This window comes from Nocardia sp. NPDC059195 (assembly GCF_042754695.1).
GTDB lineage: Bacteria > Actinomycetota > Actinomycetes > Mycobacteriales > Mycobacteriaceae > Nocardia.
Genome location: NZ_JBHZBG010000011.1, coordinates 24,595 through 46,656, shown reverse-complemented (window position 1 = coordinate 46,656; position 22,062 = coordinate 24,595). Strand labels below are relative to the sequence as shown.

Below are 22,062 nucleotides of genomic sequence, written 5' to 3'. Positions count from 1 at the left end.
CGCCCCGTGTCGTCCTGCCGACGGCTACGCCGTCGGGGTGCGCGGTCAGGCAGACGGCGGCCGGTCAGGGTGGTTGTTCCACCACTGGTCGGGTGGTTGGCCGCGGGAGTCGCGGGGTGGGGTGAGGCCGAATTCGGTGCAGTAGTCAGTGGCGAGGAACTCCAGGACCCGGCGGGCGTCGACAGCGTTTGCCCAACGTCGGGGCAGGGCGGAGTGGCCGTAGCGCCCGCCGAGGAGGCTGCCCGCGATCGAGCCGGTGGCGTCGCTGTCGCCGGAGTGATTGATCGACAGCAGGAGTCCGGTGCGGACGATGTCGTGGGGCGCGCCACCGAGACCTTCGGCGGCGAGGGTGGCGAAGACGGCGATCGAGAGGGCTTCGGGGCCGATCCAGCCCTGGCCGAGGGTCTCCACGTCTTCCGGTGTGGGATACCGCCGTTCGCGTTCGATTCGGGCGGCCAGCCGGTGTGCGGCATTGAGGGCGGCCGAGGTTTCCTCGTGCTCGGGGTACTTCGCGAGCTCGACGCGTGCGCGGGAGAGCGCGGTGGCGAGGTCGGCGCCGCGCGCGAGCTGATAGATCAGTGCGGACAGGGTGCCCGCGGGGAGCCAGCCGCTGGGGTGGCCGTGGGTGAGTGCGGCGGCGTCACAACCCAATTCGAAGACGGCGTCGGTAGCCGCACCGGAACGGTCCGCGGCGTAACCGAATCCGCACGGGGCGGCGCGCATCACGGCGCCACTGCCCTTGGAGTGGTTGATCGGCTGGGCGCGGGTGCCGAGCGGGTTGGTCGGCGCGCGCCGTTCCGCCGCGTGGCGCAGCGCGGTGTAGACCGAATTGGCCACGCCGCGTTGCTCGGTGAGTTCGGGGTAGTCGCTGAGCGAGCTGTACAGCGCGAACGGCTGGTCGGGCATTTCGGTGACCTGTCCGCGTAACCACACGAGCAGGCCCTGCTGGAGCAGACCCATCGTCGCGCCGCCGATGCCCTTCGCCCTGGCTCGCACCGAGCCGCGGATCAGCGCTTCGACGGTGAACGCGGTCAGCTGGGTCTCTTCGGAGATGCGCAGCGGGTCGATGTCGGTGACGCCGAGCGGGCCGAATTCGGCCCGTATCTGTGGCAGCGAGCGAGTTTCCACGGGAGCGCCGAGCGCATCGCCGATCCCGCCGCCGAGCAGGCAGCCGTGCACGGCGTTCAGCCACAGCGGGGCGGCGGTCGCTACGGCATCCCTGGTCCGTCGGGCGGGATCGGGGCTCGACGATCGCGTCCGTGACATGCCGTGTGCTGTCGGTTCCTGTGCGGGATGGACCTTCCGGGCCGCGTCGAGCCCACGACTGTTGAGTGAGACGAGACTTTCCGGCTCGATCGAGGTGTGGCGGACAGCAGTTGGGTCGTGGCGCCCGGCGGCATGCGGCTGACTCGGCGACCTGTGCGGCGCGGCACCGGTACCCGGCCGCAGCGCCGAGGTAGCCCCGGATGTCGGGCGACGGAGGGCTTCGGTGAGTGCGGTGGCGAAGGCGATGCAGGTGGGGAAGCGGTGGGCGGGGTCCTTGGCCATGGCCTTGGACAGGACCGCGTCCACCGCGGTGGGGAGGGTGGCGCGGCGGGTGCTGGCCGCGGGGGGTGGGGTGTTGAGGTGGCCGAGCATGACGGTGGCCGGGTTGGGTGCGTCGAAGGGGCCGGTGCCGGTGAGGAGGCGGAATACCGTGCAGGCCAGCGAGTATTGGTCGCCGCGGCCATCGAGGGGGGCGCTGCTGAGTTGTTCGGGGGAGGCGTAGGCGATGGTGGCGGTGAACTGGCCGGTGCGGGTGAGGCCGCCGGTGTCGTCGAGGAGTTTCGCGATGCCGAAGTCGGTCAATACGACTCGTTCGTCGAAGCCCGCGCCGACACCCGCGGTGCGCGACAACAGGATGTTGGCCGGTTTCACGTCTCGGTGCAGAACGCCCTGGCGGTGGGCGTAGTCGAGGGCGCTCGCGGTCTGGGTGGCGATCTGAGCGATCCGCTCGCTCCCGAACTGCTCTACCGGAACCGCCGACGCGTCGACACCGTCCACGAACTGCATCGCGATCCACAGTCGTTCCTCGTCGATGCCACGGTCGTAGACGGTGATGATGTTCGGGTGGTCGAGCTGGGCCACGAGGTCGGCTTCGCGTTCGAACCTGGCCCGGATCTCGAAGTCGGCGAACAGGTCACGGTGCATCAACTTCAACGCGGTCAGCCGTGGCAGCCTGCGGTCCCTGGCCGCGTACACCGCGCCCATCCCGCCCCGCCCCAGCTCACGCTCGATGACGAAACCGGCGAACACCGCCCCGCGCCGCAACATCGCCTCACTCCGTTCACCGAACCCGATCGTTGGCAGCCTAGTTGGCCCGGGCTCGGAACGCTCCCGAGTCTCGCCACCGGCCGCCGGCGAGATCTGTGGAAGACCACCCACGTTCCCGCCGGGGCGCGATTACACCGCCGGGGCGAAGGTGTCGGCCCAGCGCGTGATGTCGCCGCGGTCCAGCGCGGTGGCGAGTAGATCCGGGAACTTGTCGGGGGTGCAGGCGAAGGCGGGAATGCCGAGCGCCGCCAGGGCCGCGGCGTTGTCGTGGTCGTAGGCGGGTGCGCCCTCGTCGGAGAGGGCGAGCAGCACGACCACCTGGACGCCCGCTTCCTTCATCGCGTTGCAGCGGCGCAGCATCTCGTTGCGCACGCCGCCTTCGTAGAGGTCGGAGATGAGCACGAACAGGCTGTCGGTGGGGCGGGTGATCAGCGTTTGCGAGTAGGCGATGGCGCGATTGATGTCGGTGCCGCCGCCGAGCTGGGTGCCGAACAACACGTCGACCGGGTCGCTGAGCTGGTCGGTGAGGTCGACGATCTCGGTGTCGAACACGACCAGCGAGGTCTTCAGCGACCGCATGGAGGCGAGGACCGCGCCGAAAACCGAGGCGTAGACGACACTGGCCGCCATCGAACCGGATTGGTCGATGGCAAGGACCACATCGCGCTGGATCGACTGCGACTTGCGGCCGTAGCCGACGAGCCTTTCGGGCACGATGGTGCGGTGTTCGGGTAGGTAATTGGCGAGATTCTTGCGAATGGTCCGATTGAAATCGATGTCACGCAGTTTCGGGCGATGGGTGCGGGCGGCACGGTTGATGGCGCCCGACACCGCGGCCACGGTCTTGGCGGCGATGCGTTGCTCGATCTCGCGCACCACCTTCTCGACCACCATCCGCGCGGTGGCCTTGGTGGTTTCGGGCATCACCCGGTTGAGTCCGAGCAGGGTGCCGACCAGGTGCACATCGGGCTCCACCGATTCCAGCAGCTCTGGCTCCAACAGCAGCTGGGTGAGGTTCAGTCGCTCCACCGCGTCGCGCTGCATCACCTCGACCACCGTCGCGGGGAAGTAGGTGCGGATATCGCCGAGCCAGCGCGCTACCCGTGGAGCCGAACCACCCAGTCCGCCGGACCTTTTCGTCGAGCCGCCGGCCTCGCCGGTGTTGTAGAGGGCACCCAGTGCCTGGTCCATTGCCTGATCGGCGCCGGCGGACAGGCCGCCGAGCTGCTCGTCGGCGGCGGTGCCGAGCACCAGACGCCAACGGCGCGAGTGGGTTTCGTCGAGATCGGTCATCGGTGCTCCTGGTGATCGAGCGAGAGATCGGGTAGCGCGGGGGTGCGAGCCGCCGTGATGATCGCGCCGGATTCGATGCGCGGTGCGAAATCCTGTCGCGGCATTGCGGAGAACGGTTGTGACCTGCGGACCTGGCGCCGTGTGCGGTCCGGCGTTCGAGGTATGTGAAGGCGGGTCACCCTGCGGCTCCGAGGATCGCGGTCGCCGCGCGGAGTGCCAGTTCTCCGCGGATCGGATCGATGGCAGTGGGTCCTGCGGGGGTGGTCGGTGCTGAGCCGGTGTCGCGTAGGGCCTGGCTGATGGCTCGCCGTTCGCCGGATTCGAAGGACCCGAAGGTGCGGCGCAACAACGGGAGGGTGGCGACGAACTGGTCCTCGTTGAGGTCACGGAGCCATTCGTCGATGCGGCGCAACAACTCTCGGTCATGGACCAGGAGTAGGCCGCGGCCACCGAGGAAGCCGTCGATCCAGGCGGCTTTCGCGGCGGGGGTGTTGCCGATGGACAGCGCGGCGGCGAGGCGGCGGGCGGAGTCGGCGTCGTCGATGCGTTCGGCGTCGCAGAGCAGGCGCACCGCGCGCCCGCCGATCGCGCCGTGCACATCGTCGCGGTCGGCGATGCGCTGCAGGGTCGCCAGCCATTCGGTGGTGGTGTGCTCATCGTCGCGGGTGCTGATGGCGGTGTGCGCGGCGTCGATCTGGGTGCGCAGGGCCTGCGCGGCGTCGGTGTCGAGGCCGGTGACAGCGCCGGGCAGGCCCGCGCAGATCCGTACCAGCAGGCCGTCGGCGACGTGGGCCAGTGCCTTGGTGTCGGTGCCGCGGACATCGCCGTAGCGCAGCGTGCGGGTCAGGCCGGGTAGGGCGCCGAGCAGGTGGGTGACGTCGTGGTCGAGGGCGGCGGCGGCTTCGAGCCTGGTGATCAAACCTTCGGTGGCACCGCCCAAGTCGGCGAGCAGGGCCACTTCCAGTGCGTCGGCGAGTGCGGTGACGGTGACGTCGTCGCGGCTCGCGGTATCGAGGATCTTCGTCTCCGCGGCGGTGCGCAGGGTGGTGCCCCACACCGCGGCCTCGACGATGCGGACTTCGAATTCCGGTTCCCAGCGCAGGGTCCACGTCTCGCGGAAGGTGCCGGTGCTGCGGACCTCGCCGGTTGTCGGCGTGCCCCAGTCGATGCCGAGCAGGCGCAGCCGGTGCAGCAGATGCGAGCGTTCGACATCGCGTTCCTTGCGCAGGTCCAGGTCGACTGTGCGGGCAAGAGCCTCCGGCTTGAGCCGCAGGGTTTTGCTGCGCGCCCGCAGATCGGCCGCCAAGGGGACTGTCGGGGTGTCCTCGGGAACGCCGCCGAGCGTCTCGCCGACGACGAGTTCATCGATCACCAGCCGCAGCATGGTCTCGTCGCCACCGCACATCACCGACCGCACCGCCTCGGTGACCTCGGACAAGCCGGCCAGCGGCCTGCCGCGCAACGCCGCGAGCGTGTCGGCCAGCCGCACCGCCTCGATGATGTGCGCACTCGACACCGGCAGATCGTGCTCGCGCAGCACCCCCGCCACCTTGGTGAGCCAGCGCGCCACCGGCCGCTCGGTCTCGGTGAACAGATGGTGGTACCAGCCGGGCGAGGTGACGCCTGCCCCGTATCCCGATCCGGCCGCCAGCCGCGAATGTGTCCACGGCACCCACGTCAATGCCGCCTTCGTCTTCGGCAAGCCTGTGAGTAGCCGCTTGTCCGGCGCCGCAGGTCCCAGCGGGCCCGTCAGCGCGGGCGCATGCCAGGCGCCGCACACCACGGCCAGCCGCTTCGACCCATTCTTGAGAGCCTTCCGCATCACCTCCCGCATATGCGCCTCCCGCCGCAATGTGTGCTGATCGACAACCAGCGGTGCGAAGGCGCTGCGACTCTGATCCGGCGCAGCCGGAGACATGAATTCCGCTGCTGCTGACGTTGTTTCAGCGACATCGTCCGGTTCGGTGCCCGTCCGGGCCGCGCCGCTCGCTGGTGCAGACGGGTCGACGGGTGCCCGGTTGTTCGGTGGTGGCGCGTCCGCTGCGTGCGGTGTGGCGCCGGTCGCCGGGTGTGGGGCGTCCTCGCGTAGGGCGGTCATCGCTTCGGTGATCGCGTCGAAAGCCGCGCTGTCGGGGACGGATTCGACCACGGCGTCCCACCATCGTTCGGCGTCGTCGTAGCCGGCGGCCGAGGCGAGAGCTGCGAGTGGGTCGGAACCGCCACCGCGAGCATCGTCGTCGGCGGCGAGGACGTTCGCCGCTGGGAGGTCGCAGAAGCGGACGGGCACGGCGTGGTCGACGCCGTAGCGCATCGCCTGCCATTCCGGGGAGAACGCCGCGAAGGGCCAGAATGCCGCGCGGGCAGGCGAATCCGGGACGTAGGCGAGCAGCGCGACCGGTGGGATCATCGTGTCGGCGGCGACGAATCCGACGAGCGGGTCAGCGTCCGCGGGACCTTCGATGAGGATGGCGTCGGGCCGGAACTCCTCGAGTGCGTGGCGCAGCGAGCGCGCCGATCCCGGCCCGTGGTGACGGATGCCGAACACCCGCGTCACCACATCCACAGGCGGATCGCCCGCCGGATCGCCCGGTGTGGAATCACCGGTGGCAGAGTGGGCCGCCTTGTTGCTTTGACTCATCGAAAACCCCATGTGTGCTGTGTGTTCCGTCCTCCCATGCGGTGGTGTCAGCCGGCGATTTCGCGGCAGGCTCGGTAGAAGTCGGCCCAGTCGGGGCGCTCCCGGACGACGGCCTCGAGGTATTCGGTCCAGACCACGGTGTCGGCCACCGGGTCTTTGATCACCGAGCCGAGGACGGCGCCCGCGATGTCGGAGGCGCGCAGCACACCGTCGCCGAAGTGGGCGGAGAGGGCGAGGCCGTTGGTGATCACCGAGATCGCCTCCGCGGTGGACAGGGTGCCCGAGGGGGACTTGAGTTTGGTGCGGCCGTCGGCGGTGATGCCGGAGCGCAGTTCGCGGAAGACCCGCACCACCCGGCGGACTTCCTCGGCGGCGGCGGGAACCGTCGGCAATTCCAGTGCGGCGCCGAGCTGTTCGACGCGACGGCTGACGATGGCGACCTCGGAATCCTCGTCGGCGGGCAGCGGCAACACGACGGTGTTGAAACGCCGGCGCAGGGCCGAGGAAAGATCGTTCACGCCGCGGTCGCGATCGTTGGCGGTGGCGATGACGTTGAAGCCCTTGGCCGCCTGCACCTCGCCGCCGAGTTCGGGAACCGGCAGGGTCTTCTCGGACAGGATGGTGATCAGCGCGTCCTGCACATCAGAGGGGATGCGGGTGAGTTCTTCGATGCGGGCGATGGCGCCGGTTCGCATCGCGGTCATCACCGGCGACGCGACAAGCGCGGCGTCGCTCGGCCCCTCGGCGAGCAGGCGGGCGTAGTTCCAGCCGTAGCGGATCGCTTCTTCCGCGGTGCCGGAGGTGCCCTGCACGAGTAGCGTGGACTCGCCGCTGATAGCGGCCGAAAGATGTTCTGACACCCAGGTTTTCGCGGTACCCGGCACGCCGAGCAGCAGCAGCGCGCGGTCGGTGGCCAGCGTCGCGACCGCGACCTCCATCAGCCTGCGTGGGCCGACATATTTGGGTGTGATCACGGTCCCGTCGTCGAGGGTGCCACCGAGGACGTAGGTGACCACCGCCCACGGCGACAGCTGCCAGGACGGCGGACGCACGCGGTCGTCGACACGGGCCAGGGCGGCCAGCTCGTCGGCGAAGGCCTGTTCGGCGTGCGGGCGCAGCAGGGTGGTGGCGGGTTCGGTGGTGGTCATCGCAGCTCCTCGAGCATGGTGGCGCGGTCGGTGAGATCGTGGGCGAGTCGGTGGAAAGCCTGTTGCCAGGCGGGATCGTCGGTGGTGTCGGCGAGCTCGGTGATGCGTGTCGCGAGCTCGACAGGCAGGTGGACGCTCGCCGCGGTGAGCAGCGCCCGGTCGGTGTACACGCCGGCACTGGCATGGGGCTGACGCGCGGTGGTGCGGGCGCGCTCGCCGAGCAGACGCAGCACATGGGTGGCGACGGGTTCCGGCCACGGGTGATCGAGGCCGGGCAGGATCGCGTGGAGTTCGTTGAGTTGGTGTGCGTCGAGGTCGAGCACGTGCTCGATCCGGTCGGCGGCATCGAGCAGGGTGAACAGCTCGCGCCGCCGGAGCACGGCCTGCTCGGTCGGCGTCGCGTGGGCGAACAGCGCACGGGCCCACGTGGTGTCGCGCTGGGCGAGCGTGGCGTCGACCCAGCCGTCCACGATCGCCTTGGCATAGCGGGGTGGCAGCGACAAGGTCAGCGCGGTGGTCGCGGTGTTCTCCCGAGTGGAGTGCACGATCGGGGTCCACGCGGTGAGCGGCGTCGCGGCGATCGCCTGGTGCAGGGTCGTGATCGTCGAATCGGGGGTGTCCCAGCGCAATTTCGCTTGATCGGTCGCATCGGTGATGCCGTCACGCCGGGCCTGCGCGTCGAGCTCCGATGGCACCGTCACCTCGACGGTGCCGTCGTCGTCGACCCAAATCCACGACGCCACCAGAGTTGCCATCCGCCGCCCGAAAGCGGCGTCAGGGAGCTTGTTCAGCAGCGTGGTGGCGGTGCGCCGGACATCCCCTCGCCGATCATCGAGAGCCCGCTCGAGCAGGGCTTCGTCCGCCGAACTCAGCCCATCCTCCAGCAGTGCCAGCAGTTCCGCCTTGACCGGCCCGGACTCCTTCGGCCACGCCGATTTCAGCACGGCCAGGGCAGCGGCGGGATCGGCCCGGCGCGTACGCGCGAACCAGTCCTTTCGCTCGCCGGATGTGCCGAACAACCAGACATCATGGGCAGCGGCGGCTCCCGGCTCCGTGCCGGAGCCCGAGTCGGTACCGATATCCGCAGTCGTCGTCGGCTCGGAGTCCCTTTCGGTGGCTGCGCGCGCGCCTGTGTCAGCGCTGCGGGCAGTGCTCGCCTCAGTGTGGGTGTGGATGCCGGTGGTATCCACTGTTTGCTCCGGCCGGCTGTTCTCGGCTGCCCCGTCCGCGAGCGATATGGCCGCATCGGCGGGGAACTCGTCGACCAGTTTCGCCCAGGCGGGATTGCGGGCGGCGAGCCAGCGTCCGCGGCGGCCGGCAAGTCGCAGTAGTGGCGCTCGCAGCGCACTGTCGGAGGCAGCGGAGAGCGCCTGGACGCACAGCAGGTCAGGGAGCCGGAAATCGAAAGGTGTCGCCGCGGCGAACCACTCGGTAAGGAACGGGGATTTGTCCGCGAGCAGGCGGCTGAGGCGATCGGCGGCCGGACGGGGCAGCAGACGGCGCGGATCATCCACGGCGGGTTCGGGTTTCGACGCGGTTCGCGGGAGTTGCCCGCCGCGCAGGTACAGATCTTGCAGCGCGGCGGTGTGCAGCAGCCGGGTGGCCGGTTCGCCCGCGTGCTGCGGGACGGCGGTGGCGACCGCGGCGTCGAGGTGGATGCCATCGGCGCTGCGGCGGGCGGTGCCGAGCAGGGCTACCGAGACGAGTTCGGCCAGCGCGGGAGTCGGGGTTGTCTCGGTGGGGAACTCGGTTTCCAGGTCGCTCACCTCGCCCGCGCTGAAGACCGAGATCGGGTCGAAGCCGTCGGCCCGCCACTCGCCGCACACCGTCACCGGATGACCGCCCGCGACGGCGATCAGCCGCCACGGACGCGCGCCCGCGGGCAGCGGGAGCGCGGTGCCGTCGGACGCGACGAGCTGCCAGCCGTTCTCGTCGAGCACCGGTACGACATCGGTGAGCAGCGCGGGCCAGGCGCGCAGCCACGGATCGTCGCTCAACGCGCCTGCGTAGGCGTCCAGCGCGTCGTCGATCGTGGTGCCGCCGACAGCGGGGATGGACGTGAAGGGTTCGGGTACGTCGTGGCGGGTGCCCCATTGCGCGCGCAGGGCCGCCGCGCCGGGGTAGTAGTGCAGCTCGGCGTCCACCTCGCTGCCGGGCGCGGGCACCTCGCCGGTGAAATTCGGTGTGGCGAAGGAATGTTCGATGAGCAGGGCCCATCGTCCGCTGCCGCGACCACGCAGCCAGGTGCGACGGGTGTGCAGACGCTCCTCCTCGCTCACCCGCATGCCGAGCACCAGCCAGCGATCCCGCACGGCGGGCTCGGTCAGGACCGACTCGGCCGACGTCGGGTAGCCGACATGGGTGCGAATTCCCGCTTGCAGCGGCTCGGGCATGGCATCGAGCCTGCGATGGGCCAGCACCAGCAGGTGCAGGCGGGCGTACTCGCGCAACAGCAGTTCGGGCCAGTGCTCGGTGGTGACGACCGCGGTGGGCAACCTGCGCAGAGTCTCGGCGATGCGGGGCGCCTGGGCATCGACCATCCGTGCCGCGATCGCCTCGTAGGCGGCGAACGACCGGTCGGTCTGGGCCAGGCCGGTCCGGATCTGGTCGGTCAGCCAGACCTCCAGTTCGGTGAGCCCGGCGGCGACGCGGGTCCGCCGCTGCTCGACGGAGGCCTGCGACGGTGTGCTCGCGGCCTTGGCCTTCGGCGGTGCGGCGGCCTTCGCGGCCCGGCCCGCCAGCCACTCGGCCGCGAAATCGGCGGGGGCATCCCGGGTGGGTGCGTGGCCGCTCGACCATGCGAGCAACAGCGACAGCGTGTGCTTACAGGGGAACTTGCGGCTCGGGCACGAACACTTGTACGCGGGCCCATCCAGGTCGACGATCGCCTGGTACGGCTTGGCGCCACTGCCCTGACACAGCCCCCACACCGCGTTACCGGCGGTGCCGGTCTCGCGCCAGCGACCGGCCAGCTTGCGTGCGGCAGCCAGCGAGCTCGCGTCGGGTGCGAGCGCGCGGACCTGGTCCTCGGTCCACGGCGTGCGTTGCTCGGTCATCAACTTCCCCCGTTCTCTGTTCGCCGAATATCTACCGCAACCCACCGACAACTAGCGGTCCTGGCGGCGAGGCGCCTGGAAAATGCTGGAGCTGTGGAAGTTTCGTGCTCCAGCCCTTGCCGTGAGCCGCGATGTCTGGCATTCTGACCTGTTCGGCACCGCCCGGACCGCCCGCGCTGCTCGACGCAGCGTAACGCGGGTGTGAACACCTCATCGAGCTGCCCGCCGGGGTGGGCGAGGGGTGGACATCGAGGGCCGCCGAGGTACCGCGATGGCCATTCCACTCCCGCGGGCAGATTCGCTGGGGCCCTGCGCATCCCCTGGGCGAACATCCGGCGATCAGGTAGCGTTTCCACCAAAATCGCCGCGTTGCGCGCCGACGCGAAGGGGGATGTCGCAAGTGTGCTCGGATCGGATCGCCGAGGTGGTCGCACGCGAGCTCGCCGCCGACCCGGCAGTGGAGGAACGGGTCGCCGAATGCGTGCTCGCCGCGCTCACAGCTGTCGACGGTGACTCGGCCGCAACGGATTCCGGTGATTCCGGGGTTTTCCTGCGGTCGATCACCGTGCAGGGTTTTCGTGGGATCGGGCCCGCCGCGACGCTGCGGTTGAATCCGGGGCCCGGCCTGACGCTCGTGGTCGGTCGCAACGGCAGCGGAAAGTCGAGTTTCGCCGAGGCCGCGGAATTCGCGTTGACCGGTGGAAATCGGCGCTGGGACGGCCGCTCGACCGCATGGCGGGAGGGCTGGCGCAACCTGCACGAACCCGATACCGCCCGGATCGATGTCGAGCTGCTCACCGCAGGCGAGCAGCCGCAACTCTCGGTCGCCACCAGCTGGGACGCGAGTGCGGACCTGGCCGACGCGCAGTGGACCGAGCGGCGCGGATCCGAACCGGTGGCATCGGTCGACCCGCGTGGACGCAGGCAACGGCTCGATCTGTACCGCCCGTTCCTGTCCTACAGCGAACTCGGCGCGCTCGTCGACGGGAAGCCGAGCGACCTGTTCGACGCGCTGCATCGCCTGCTCGGCCTCGACGAGCTGGCCGCCGCGGCCGAACAGATCAGGCTGCGCAAACTCGAACTCGAACGCGCCGTGAAGGATTCGCGTCAGTCCCGCGCCGACCTGCTGGTCGAGCTCGCCGAGGCCGATGACGACCGTGCTCGCGGCGTGGCAGACCTGCTGCGGACGCCGGACCCCGATCTCGACGCGGTGGCAGGCGCGGTAGCGGGCTCGGTCCTCGGTATCGACGGGCCCGAGGGTTTGCGCACGATCTTGCGGCTGACGTTGCCCGATGCCAGGCAGGTCGCCGCCACGGCGGATCGGCTCGCCGAATCGGCCCGGAATGTGGCGCGCCACGCGACCGTCGATACCGACGCTGATCTGCGAGTTCTCGAATTGCTCACGCGGGCCCGCGAACACGTCACGGCGGCGGGTTCGTGTCCCTGCCCGGTCTGTGGACGCGACGAGCTCGGCGCCGACTGGCTCGCTGCCGCTGATTCCGAAATCGCGCACCGCACCACGGAACTCGCGGCGTTGCAGGCGGCCGCGGCGGAATTCGACACGGCTCTCGTGGCAGCCCGCAACCTCCCTGCGCAGCTGCCGATCGAGCTCGGCTCGGCGACCCACGGCGGAGCGGGCCGCTCCTACCCGGCAGACGTGCTGCCGAGCCTCGATCCGGAGCTCCGCGAGACGGATTCGCCTGCGGAGCAACGAGGTTCGTTTGGCGCCTCGGACTCGCTGCGTAAACAGCGCGAGATCGTAGGGCAGCTCTGGTCGGAGTGGGCCGAGCTCGCGGCAGCCGACTACGAAGATCAGCTCCCGGATCGACTGCGCGCGATACACACCGCCCTTGCTGTGGAACTCGGTGCACTACAAAGAGATACGCGCACCGAACTGGATCGACTCGATGCGGTGTGGTCGCCACTGGTCCCGCGCGTTCTCGCCTGGCTCGACCCCGCCCGCGCCGTCGCCGACCACGCGAGCGAGCTGCGGGTCGTAAAGAAGGCGGCCGACTGGCTCAAGGCGGCGACGGCGACGATCCGTGGGGAGCGGATGCGGCCGCTGGAGACCACCGCGCGCTGGGTGTGGAGCACCCTGCGCCAGCAGAGCAATGTGGAGCTCGGATCGATTCGGTTGCAGGGCAGTGCGGGGACCGCGCGACGGGTGTTGCTCGATGTCACCGTCGACGAAGTGGACGGCGCGGCGCTCGGAGTGATGAGTCAGGGGGAGCTGCACGCGCTCGGGCTGTCGCTGTTCCTGCCGCGAGCCACGGTGGCGCACAGCCCTTTCCGGTTCGTGATGATCGACGACCCGGTGCAGGCGATGGATCCCGCGAAGGTCGACGGGCTGGCCAGGGTCCTCGCCGAGGTGGCGGCGGGGCGACAGGTGGTGGTGTTCACCCACGACGAGCGCCTCGCCGAGGCGGTGCGTCGCATGCAGCTCGATGCGACGGTGCTCGAAGTCCAGCGTCGTGAGCGTTCGATCGTCGAGGTGCGGGTGACCGGCGACCCGGTTCGCCGCTATCTCGACGACGCCCGATCCCTGCTGCGCACACCGCAACTTCCCGCCGCCATCGCCGACGAACTCGTCGCGACCTGTTGCCGTTCGGCGATCGAGGCGGCCGGGCTGGCCAAGGCCCGCCAGGAACTGCTGGCGGGCGGTCTCGAGCACGGGGAAGTGGAACGGCGGGTGCGCAACGCGCACACCACCCGCGCCATGATCACCCTCGCCATCATGGGTGTCGGCGCCCGCGTGGACGACCTGAACAAGCACCTGAGCGCGGTCGGCGGACGCTGGCTCGTCGGCGTCCTTCGTGATGCCACCGCGGGCGCGCACGTGCCGATCGACCGTCCGATGCGTGAATTGATCAGTGACACCGAACGATTCATCACCTGGCTGCGAGCCCACGAGCCTGCCGCGGTGCGCAGGTGAGTGAGCTCACGGGGAAAGTCGGCAGGCAGCGTCGCGGTCGACGCGACCCGACGGCCGCGCGCCGCCGTCCCGGTACGGTGGGGTCGTGAATCGCCGCGGCAGGCCTGCTCGCGCGAAGTTCAGCCCGCGGCCCTCGGTGGCTCAGCGGCTGGAAGCGGCCGAGAATTTGCTGGACGGGTCGGTGTCGGACGCCGGTGGGGTGTGGTCGCGGGCGGTGGCGTGGATTCTGCGGTTGGCGCTCGAGCAGGCGGTGGATCAGCTGTGGGCGCAGGTCGCGCCGGAGCTGATGCGGTGCCCGATGCGTGCTCAACTACTCGCGTTGCGGGTGTATACGGGGCCGGAAACCGCCGGTCAGGTCGGTGCGCTGTGGGCGGCGCTGTCGCGCGCGGCGCATCACCTCGATTACGAGATGGCGCCGAGTGTCACCGATCTGCGGCGCTGGCGGGACCAGACGGCGGAGCTGGCGCGGGTGTTGGAACTCGCTCCGCTCGCGCAGCAGCCGTTCGGGTGATCGACGTCGGCGGACCTTGGGTGCCCGAGGTCGCAGGCCGGTCCGGCAGGATGGGCGGTATGGGTGAAGTGAGGCCGTGTCCGTGTCGTCGTGGTGAGCCGTTCGATGCCTGTTGTGGGCCGATTCTGGCGGGGGAGAAAGCCGCGCCGACCGCGGAAACGCTGATGCGGTCTCGGTACACCGCTTATGTCGTCGGCGATGTCGACTATCTGCTGCGCTCCTGGCATCCCAGCACCCGCCCGGCCGGCCTCGAGCTCGACGCGGACCAGCGATGGCTGTTCCTCGAGATCGTCGGCACCCAGCGTGGCGGCCCGTTCGACGACAACGGCACCGTCGAATTCATCGCCCATTACAAGCTCGACGGCACGCGCGACGCGATGCACGAGATGAGTACGTTCGTCCGGGTCGACGGGGCATGGGTCTACCTCGACGGGACGTTCCAGGCCTGAAACGGGGATACTGCTCACGTGCCCCGTATCGCGATCGAATACTGCACCCAATGCCGCTGGCTGCTCCGGGCGAGCTGGATGGCCCAGGAACTGCTGACCACGTTCGCCACCGAACTCGGCGAGGTGGCGCTGGTTCCCGGCCAGGGCGGCATCTTCCGCATCACCCTCGACGGTGAACAGCTCTGGGAACGCAAGGCGGACGGGGGTTTCCCCGATATCGCCATCCTCAAGCAACGGGTCCGCGACCGCATCGCACCCGACCGCGACCTCGGCCACCTCGACCGCCGCGACTGACGACCGGGCGGCGGCCGCGCACCTCCGATCGGCGGGTCAGCAGCAGCCGCCACCACCGCAGCAACCACCACCTGCCGGACGTGGCGCGGGCGCGGGGCTCGGAGCCGAGCCGCGCCCCACCGCCGCGAAGGTGGTGAGCAGTTTGACGGTGTCGTCGTGGCCGGCGGGGCACGTGGCAGGGTCCGAGGACTGCGCCATCGGCCGGTTGACGTCGAACGTGTCGCCGCAGGAACGACACCGGAAGCTGTAGTTCGGCATCGGCACAGTGTAAGCAGCAACGGCGCACGATGGATCGACCGTTCATCACGTCGCTTCCGTCTGTACCGCGGAGTAACTGTTACCTGCGGAAACGGCGCGTAGGGCGCGCGTTCAGGCGGCACGCACGTACTCTCGTAGGAAGTCACCAGGTGCTGCGACCCGCGGGAGCGAATACACAGGTACCCGTGCGGTCGTGCCGGCTAGGAGGTGTGCGATGAGCATTCAGCCCGATTTCGATCCGGACGCGCGGACCCACGATGCCGACCCGCTGGCAGAGACCGAATACGGACAGGTCGGTGGAACCTGGGACGGGCCGGTTGCGGTGTGGCGCAGCATTCCCTATGCCGCCGCACCCGCCGGACCTGCTCGATTCGCCGCCCCACAGCCGCCGAAGCCATGGGACGGTGTGCGCGACTGTGTGGTCTTCGGCGACATCGCACCGCAGGCCATGGGCGCGATGGTGCCGGTGGATTCCGACCTGCAGATGGGCGAGGACTGTCTGTGGGTCAATGTCTGGTCGCCACGGCCCGAGCCGAGCCAGGACGAACCGCGCCCGGTGATGGTCTGGGTGCACGGCGGCGCCTACTGCCTCGGCACTGCTGCCCAGTCCATCTACGACGGCCGCAAGCTGGCCGAGGCGGGCGACGTGGTGGTCGTCTCGGTGAACTATCGACTCGGGGTGCTCGGCTTTCTCGATCTGTCCTCGTTCGGCGAGCAGTTCACCGCCAACCTCGGCCTGCACGATCTGCTCGCCGCGCTCGCGTGGGTGCGCGAGAATATCGCCGCGTTCGGCGGCGACCCGGGCAATGTGACCCTCTTCGGCGAGTCCTCGGGCGCGGGATGCGTTACCGCACTACTCACCTCGCCTTCCGCTGCCGGACTGTTCCACCAGGCAATTGTCCAGAGTCCGCCCGCCACAACAGTTTTCGGACAGGATCGGGCCGCGGTCGTCGGGCAGCGCTATCTGGAGCTGCTCGAACTCGGGCCGGGCCAGGCGAATCGGTTGCTGGAGTTGCCGATCGAACAGCTCGTCGAGGTCGGTGCGGTGCTGCTGGACGAGGTGCCGATCAAGGAACCGGGCAGGCTCGCCGCGGCGCCGGTCGTCGACGGAAACCTGTTGCCGGGCTACCCGATCGACCGATTCCAGCAGGGGCTGTCGCATCGTGTGCCGTTGCTGATCGGCACCAATCGCGATGAGGCGTCGCTGTTTCGGGTGCTGCGCTCACCGATCATGCCGGTGACGCCCGACGCGGTGAACGCGATGCTGCGCGACGTCGCCGCGTCGCATCCCGAGATGTCGCCGGAGCGGATCGCCGAGATCACCTCGGCCTACCCTGATCTCACCAAAACCCGTGGGGCGCTGGCGATGTCGACCGACGCGGCCTTCCGGATGCCCGCGGCCTGGGTTGCCGAGGGGCATGCCCAGCATTCGCCGACCTGGATGTACCGCTTCGATTACGCCACCCCGATGTTGAAGGCGGCCAGGGTCGGAGCCGGTCATGCCACCGAATTGCCCTATGTCTTCGGCAATTTCGGCACCTTCAACCACGACCCCACCTTCTGGCTCGGCGGGCGCAAAGCGTCGGTCGCGGTCTCCGGCCGCATGCAGCGGCGCTGGCTGGCTTTCGCCGAACACAGCGTCCCCGCCGCCATCGACGGCTCCAAACACTGGCCCCACTACCGCCCCGCCGCCCGCACCACCCTGCTCATCGACACCATCGACCGCGTCGTGGACAACCCCGACGCCGACCTCCACACCGCCTGGGGTGACCAAGCCGTCGGCTTCAGCTGAACAGCACAACGCCGGGCCACCGACCGAGAACTCGGCGGTGACCCGGCGTGGTGTGGATCAGACGTCGGTGGAGAAGCGGATGCCGCCATCGGGGATGACCACGCCGGGCCACACGCGGGCGCCACGCAGGAGTTCGCAGCGGGCGCCGACGTTGGCGCCGTCACCGATCACACCGTCGCGAACCAGCGCGCGGGGGCCGATGCGGGCACCGAAGCCGATGATGGAGCGTTCGACGGTCGCGCCCGCCTCGACCACCGCGCCGTCGAAGATCACCGCGCCGTCCAGTCGCGCACCCGCGCCGATCTCGGCGCCGCGACCGACCACGGTCCCACCGATGAGCAGTGCGCCCGGTGCCACACCCGCGCCGGGATGGACGAGGGACTCGCCGCGCTGGCCGGGGAGTGCGGGGGAGGGCGCGATACCGCGGACCAGGTCCGCGGAGCCGCGCACGAAGTCCTCCGGGGTACCCATATCGCGCCAGTAGGAGGCGTCGACGTGACCCTGGACGCGGGCGCCCTCGGCCAGCAGCGCCGGGAAGACCTCGCGTTCCACCGAGACCGGACGACCGGTGGGGATCTTCTCGATGTACTCGCGGCGGAACACATAGCAACCCGCGTTGATCTGGTCGGTCGGCGGATCCTGGGTCTTCTCCAGGAACGCGGTGACGCGGCCGTTCTCGTCGGTCGGCACGCAGCCGAAGGCCCGCGGGTCGCTGACCCGGACCAGATGCAGGGTGACATCGGCGTTGGTCGACTCATGGGTGTCGAGGATCGCACCGAGGTCGGTGCCGCCGAGGACGTCGCCGTTGAACACCATCACGTTGTCCGCGCGCAGCTTGGGCAGCACATTGCGGATACCGCCACCGGTGCCGAGCGGTTCGGTCTCGGTCACGTACTCCAGGTCCAGGCCCAGTTCGGAGCCGTCACCGAAGTGCTCTTCGAAGACCTCGGCCTTGAAGGACGTGCCGAGCACCACATGGGTGATCCCGGCCTCGGCGATCCTGGCCAGCAGGTGGGTCAGGAACGGCAGCCCGGCCGTCGGCAGCATGGGCTTGGGCGCCGAGAGGGTGAGCGGACGCAGCCGCGTGCCCTGTCCGCCGACGAGGATGACCGCGTCGGTGCCTGCATTGCCTGCCATCGAGTTTCCCCTGTTCACAGTGGACCGGCGCCCACTCAGGCGCCGGTTCGCGCTTGCTCACGCAGCGCCGATCGAACCGCAATCCGGGAGCGAACCGCAAGTCCGACCCGCAGCGCGCCCCGCAACGGTGCCTGCCACCAGTGCGGATGCCGGTCCGCCTGGAAGCGGTAGGCGCTGGCATGGTGGGCGGGCAGCATCAATTCCGGATGCTTGCCCGCGGCGTGGCCCTTGGCGTGGGTCACCTCGGCGTCCGGGACGAATACATTGTGCCAGCCGGCCTTGCCCATGCGGTCACCGAAGTCCACGTCCTCCATGTACATGAAGTAGCGCGAGTCGAAACCGTCGATGGTGTCGAACGCGGCGCGGCGCACCAGCAGGCACGAGCCGGACAGCCAACCGACCACCCGTTCGGAGATCTCCTCGTTCTCCTGGCGGTAGCGCACCGACCAGGGGTTCTTCGGCCAAACCGAGCCCAGAACGGCGTGGCCCGCGCCGTCGGCGAGCCCGGGGACCCGACGTGCGGACGGGTAGATGCTGCCGTCGGGCTCACGGACCATCGGCCCGAAAGCGCCCGCGCGCGGCCAGCGCTTCGCCGCCTCGAGCATCTTGTCGATGGAATCGACGCCCCAGCGGATGTCCGGGTTGGCCAGGATGACGAACTCGATCGACGGATCGATCTCGGCGACGGCCCGGTTGATGGCACCGCCGTAGCCGATATTGCCGCCGGTGTGCAGCAGTGTCACGTGTGAGTTGGCCTCGGCGACGAGTTCGGGGACGCCGTCGGTCGAGCCGTTGTCGGCCAGGATCACCTGCGGCTTCTCGCTGGTCGCGTCGGCCAGGGTGGTGATGAAGTGCTCGAGGTGCTCACCCGGTGAATAGGTCACCGTGACCACGGCAAGGCCGGCGGGGGCTGGAGAATCGGCTGCGTCTGCTGCGTTCACGACTGCGGAGCCTAGTCGGACAACCGCCGCAGTGTGTCGGTGAGTGCGATACGCCAGGAGCGAAGCGGGGTGAGGCCTGCCGCGTTCCAGGCCGCGGGGGACAGCACCGAATACGCCGGGCGCGGTGCGGGTCTGGGGAATTCGCTGGACGCGCACGGCAGCACCCGGTTCGGGTCGGCGCCGAGGTCGGTGAACACCGCTGCGGCGAGGTCGAACCAGGTGGCGGTGCCGGAATTGGTGGCGTGCAGCACACGGGGAGCGTCGGGGCGGGTGCGCAATTCCAGGAGGGCGGCGGCGAGGTCGGCGGCGCTGGTCGGGGAACCGAGCTGGTCGTTCACCACGGTGACGGTGTCGCGTTCGGCTTCCAGCCTGCGCATCGTCGCGACGAAATCCCCCTCGACACCGGCGTACACCCACGCGGTGCGCACAACGTGTGCGCCCAGTTCGAGTACGGTCCGCTCACCGGCGAGCTTGGACTGTCCGTAGACCGTGGCCGGTCCGGTCGGATCGCCGGGCTCGTACGGTGTCCGCGCGGTCCCGGGGAAGACATAGTCGGTGGACACGTGGATCAGCCGCGCACCCGCCGCGGCGCAGGCGGCAGCGAGGACGGCCGGTCCGGTCGCATTGGCGGCGAAGGCCGCCTCGACATCGGTTTCGGCGGCATCCACCGCGGTGTAGGCCGCGCAGTTGATCACCACGGCGCCCGGCGTGAGGACCGCGTCGACGGCGGCGCGGTCGGTGATGTCGAGGTCGGCCCGCCCGAAGCCACGCGCATCGGGTGCCAGGCGCAGCAGCTGTCGCCCCAGCAGACCTCGTGCGCCGGTTACGATCAGCTGAGCGGGGGCGGGGAAATCGGCGTTCACGCGGCCAGTCTGGCACGCCGGAGCACCTGCGGTTGGGCCCGAGTGTGGTAACTGTTCGTTAGCCTGTGATGGCCGGTGTCCGCGGACGAGCCCGGGCTGACGACAAGGTGGTGTTTGCCGGGGGGAAGAGCTGACCGGGCGCGGAGTTCGTCGAGAGGATGCACGAGTGCGAGAGTCGACAAGACCGATCAGCGCGCCTGCGGGCACCTTCGGTCCGGCCAAATTGATGGTGGCGATCTCGGCGGTGCTGGTGCTGGCACTCACCGGATTCGCCTGGCGCAGTGTCGACAACCTGATCGCCAATATCGACCGGATCGGTGGCCTCGGCCTCGGCGGTGGACGCGACGGTGCCGTCGACATTCTGCTCGTCGGTGTCGACAGCCGCACCGACGCGCATGGCAACCCGCTCACCAAAGCCGAACGCGCCATGCTGCACGCCGGCGACGAGGTGGGCACCAATACCGACACCATCGTGCTGATCCGTGTCCCCAACGACGGCCGCTCGGCCACCGCGATCTCCATCCCGCGCGATTCCTACGTCGATGTCGGCGGCGGCCAGGGCAAGGCCAAGATCAACTCCGCCTACGGCTCGACCAAGGAGACCGAACGCGCGAAGCTGCTCGCCGCGGGTAAATCCGAATCCGACGCCGAGAAGGAGTCGACCAAGGCGGGCAGGCAGGCCCTCATCAAATCGGTGGCCAACCTGACCGGCATCACCGTCGACCACTACGCCGAGGTGAGCCTGCTCGGCTTCGTGCTGCTCACCGACTCGGTCGGCGGGGTCGAGGTATGCCTGAATCAGGCGGTGGACGAACCGATGTCGGGCGCGGACTTCCCGGCAGGCCGCCAGCGTCTCGACGGTCAGGAGGCGTTGAGCTTCGTGCGTCAGCGCCATGATCTCGAACGCGGTGACATCGACCGGATCGTGCGTCAGCAGGTGTTCATGGCGCAGCTGGTCGGCCAGCTGCTCAATGCCAAGACCCTCGCCAATCCGGGCAAGCTCAGCGAGATCAGCGAGGCGGTCGGGCGCACCGTCGTGCTCGACGAGGACTGGGACGTGCTGGCCTTTCTGCAGCAGCTCAAGGACCTGTCCGGCGGCAAGGTGGAATTCGACACCATTCCCGTCTCCGATCTCAACAGCATGACCTCGGCGGGGGAGTCGGTGGTGAAGGTCGACCCGAAGACGGTGCAGAGTTTCGTCGCCGCCCTGGTGGGGGAGGAGAAGGCCGAAGAAGAGGCCGCGCCGAAGATCGACACCTCCACGGTGACGGTGAGCGTGCTCAACGCGGGTGGCGCCACCGGGCTCGCGGGCAAGGTGTCGGCGGCCCTGACGAGCAAGGGATTCCGGGAAGGCACGATCAGCAACTACACCGGCGGCAGCGTCAGCTCGAGTCGGGTGCTGGCCGCCGATGCCGACGACCCGAAGGCGGTGGCGGTCGCCGAGGCGCTCGGTGGCCTGACGGTGGTCGCCGATGCGACAGTGTCGGCGGATACGGTGAGCGTGGTCCTGGCGAGCGACTATTCTGGTCCGGGCTCGGCCGCGGCAGGCATGTTCGATCTCGACGCGACATCCTCCGCGACCGCGACACCGATACCGCCCGCCCCGCCGATCGACGCAGGCCAGAACGGACCGAAATGTGTGAATTGACCCATGCGTGAGCCGAACTCGACCCTGACCGACGCCCTCCTCGACCCGATTCTCGAACGCGATCCCGCCGGACCGCGCGTCACCTGGTACGACGACGCCACCGGCGCGCGGATCGAACTGTCGGGGCTGACGTTGGCCAACTGGGCCGCCAAGACCGCGAACCTGATCCGCGACGAATTCGCGCTCACCCCCGGCGCCAGGGTCGCGGTGCTGTTGCCCGCGCACTGGCAGACCGCCGCGGTGCTGCTCGGATGCTGGTGGGCGGGAACCGAAGTGGTGCTCACGCCCGATCCTGATGCCGACCTCGCGCTGGTGACACCCGACCGGCTCGACGACGCCGACGGTGTCGGCGAGGTGGCGGTGCTGTCGCTGGACGCGATGGGGACGCCGGTGCGTGATCTGCCGGTCGGGGTCACCGATTTCGCGACCGCGGTGCGGGTGCACGGTGATCAGTTCCTGCCCGGTGGATTCCGGGCCGCGCTCGACGGCCTCTCGGTGAACGAAGTGCTGACCATGTCTCGGAAATCCGCCGCACTGCAAGGTTTTTCCGCTGGCGACCGGGTGCTGTCGAGCACACCGTGGGACACGGTGGAGGAAGTGATCGACGGGTTCGTCGCGGTGTTGTTCGCCGGGGCTTCACTGGTGCAGGTCGTCAATCCCGATCCGGGTGCGATCGACCATCGGGTCGTCACCGAAAAGGTGACCGTCCGGCGCTAGCTCCTACCCAGGTATAGGTTCGGGTCCACCTCGGGGACGTGTCGCATGTCACACACCGTCCGTACTGTGGAA

16 protein-coding genes are annotated in these 22,062 nt (G+C 69.4%); 7 read left to right on the top strand and 9 right to left on the bottom strand.

Annotation, left to right across the window (positions count from 1 at the left end):
- Positions 1-45 precede the first annotated feature (45 nt).
- From ACFXKN_RS16255 to ACFXKN_RS16235, 5 genes are all read right to left on the bottom strand, one after another.
- Positions 46-2,313, bottom strand: a complete 2,268-nt coding sequence (locus tag ACFXKN_RS16255) for an ADP-ribosylglycohydrolase family protein (protein WP_379433290.1) — start codon at positions 2,311-2,313, stop codon at positions 46-48.
- A gap of 129 nt (positions 2,314-2,442) precedes the next feature.
- Positions 2,443-3,606, bottom strand: coding sequence for a VWA domain-containing protein (locus ACFXKN_RS16250; RefSeq protein ID WP_379433289.1), 1,164 nt, complete (start codon positions 3,604-3,606; stop codon positions 2,443-2,445).
- A gap of 175 nt (positions 3,607-3,781) precedes the next feature.
- Positions 3,782-6,169, bottom strand: a complete 2,388-nt coding sequence (locus ACFXKN_RS16245) for a DUF5682 family protein (protein ID WP_379433350.1) — start codon at positions 6,167-6,169, stop codon at positions 3,782-3,784.
- 122 nt (positions 6,170-6,291) lie between these two features.
- On the bottom strand, positions 6,292-7,392 hold the full coding sequence (locus tag ACFXKN_RS16240; RefSeq protein WP_379433288.1) for an AAA family ATPase: 1,101 nt from the start codon (positions 7,390-7,392) through the stop codon (positions 6,292-6,294).
- Positions 7,389-10,448, bottom strand: a complete 3,060-nt coding sequence (locus ACFXKN_RS16235; protein ID WP_379433287.1) for a DUF5691 domain-containing protein — start codon at positions 10,446-10,448, stop codon at positions 7,389-7,391. Before ACFXKN_RS16235 ends, ACFXKN_RS16240 begins: the two co-directional genes overlap by 4 nt.
- Positions 10,449-10,839: 391 nt before the next feature.
- On the opposite strand from ACFXKN_RS16235, the gene ACFXKN_RS16230 reads away from it, so the two are divergent.
- The 4 genes from ACFXKN_RS16230 (at position 10,840) to ACFXKN_RS16215 (ending at position 14,634) form a co-directional block, all read left to right on the top strand.
- The gene (locus tag ACFXKN_RS16230) at positions 10,840-13,380 is read left to right on the top strand and encodes an AAA family ATPase (RefSeq protein ID WP_379433286.1); all 2,541 of its coding nucleotides are present in this window, start codon (positions 10,840-10,842) and stop codon (positions 13,378-13,380) included.
- A gap of 85 nt (positions 13,381-13,465) precedes the next feature.
- Entirely contained in the window at positions 13,466-13,891 is a 426-nt protein-coding gene (locus ACFXKN_RS16225; RefSeq protein ID WP_378940423.1) for a hypothetical protein, read from the top strand.
- Between the two features lie 50 nt (positions 13,892-13,941).
- Positions 13,942-14,340 (top strand): YchJ family protein, encoded by a 399-nt coding sequence (locus ACFXKN_RS16220; protein ID WP_379433349.1) that lies wholly within the window; start codon positions 13,942-13,944, stop codon positions 14,338-14,340.
- An 18-nt stretch (positions 14,341-14,358) separates the two neighbouring features.
- Positions 14,359-14,634 (top strand): SelT/SelW/SelH family protein, encoded by a 276-nt coding sequence (locus tag ACFXKN_RS16215; RefSeq protein ID WP_379433285.1) that lies wholly within the window; start codon positions 14,359-14,361, stop codon positions 14,632-14,634.
- Positions 14,635-14,670: 36 nt separating this feature from the next.
- On the opposite strand, the gene ACFXKN_RS16210 is transcribed toward ACFXKN_RS16215, so the two are convergent.
- Positions 14,671-14,892, bottom strand: coding sequence for a zinc ribbon domain-containing protein (locus ACFXKN_RS16210; protein ID WP_301902976.1), 222 nt, complete (start codon positions 14,890-14,892; stop codon positions 14,671-14,673).
- 214 nt (positions 14,893-15,106) lie between these two features.
- Between ACFXKN_RS16210 and ACFXKN_RS16205 the strand changes: the two genes are divergently transcribed.
- Positions 15,107-16,684 carry a carboxylesterase/lipase family protein gene (locus ACFXKN_RS16205; RefSeq protein WP_379433284.1) on the top strand — a complete coding sequence of 526 codons (1,578 nt, stop codon included), beginning with the start codon at positions 15,107-15,109 and terminating at the stop codon, positions 16,682-16,684.
- A gap of 57 nt (positions 16,685-16,741) precedes the next feature.
- Here ACFXKN_RS16205 and ACFXKN_RS16200 read toward each other — a convergent pair whose 3' ends face one another.
- From ACFXKN_RS16200 to rfbD, 3 genes are read right to left on the bottom strand one after another with little or no spacing between them, the layout of a single operon-like run.
- Complete coding sequence (locus ACFXKN_RS16200) at positions 16,742-17,821, bottom strand: sugar phosphate nucleotidyltransferase (protein WP_378940420.1); 1,080 nt, start codon at positions 17,819-17,821, stop codon at positions 16,742-16,744.
- Positions 17,822-17,856: 35 nt separating this feature from the next.
- Positions 17,857-18,762: a glycosyltransferase family 2 protein gene (locus ACFXKN_RS16195; RefSeq protein WP_378940419.1), complete on the bottom strand. Its 906-nt coding sequence runs from the start codon at positions 18,760-18,762 to the stop codon at positions 17,857-17,859.
- Positions 18,763-18,773: 11 nt separating this feature from the next.
- Positions 18,774-19,625 carry a dTDP-4-dehydrorhamnose reductase gene (gene rfbD / locus ACFXKN_RS16190; protein WP_379433283.1) on the bottom strand — a complete coding sequence of 284 codons (852 nt, stop codon included), beginning with the start codon at positions 19,623-19,625 and terminating at the stop codon, positions 18,774-18,776.
- 229 nt (positions 19,626-19,854) lie between these two features.
- Between rfbD and ACFXKN_RS16185 the strand changes: the two genes are divergently transcribed.
- Both ACFXKN_RS16185 and ACFXKN_RS16180 read left to right on the top strand, forming a co-directional pair.
- Positions 19,855-21,273 (top strand): LCP family protein, encoded by a 1,419-nt coding sequence (locus tag ACFXKN_RS16185; RefSeq protein WP_379433348.1) that lies wholly within the window; start codon positions 19,855-19,857, stop codon positions 21,271-21,273.
- Between the two features lie 3 nt (positions 21,274-21,276).
- A complete protein-coding gene (locus ACFXKN_RS16180) occupies positions 21,277-21,990 on the top strand; it encodes a TIGR03089 family protein (protein ID WP_378940417.1) in 714 nt (237 codons plus the stop codon).
- The last annotated feature ends 72 nt before the right edge of the window (positions 21,991-22,062 follow it).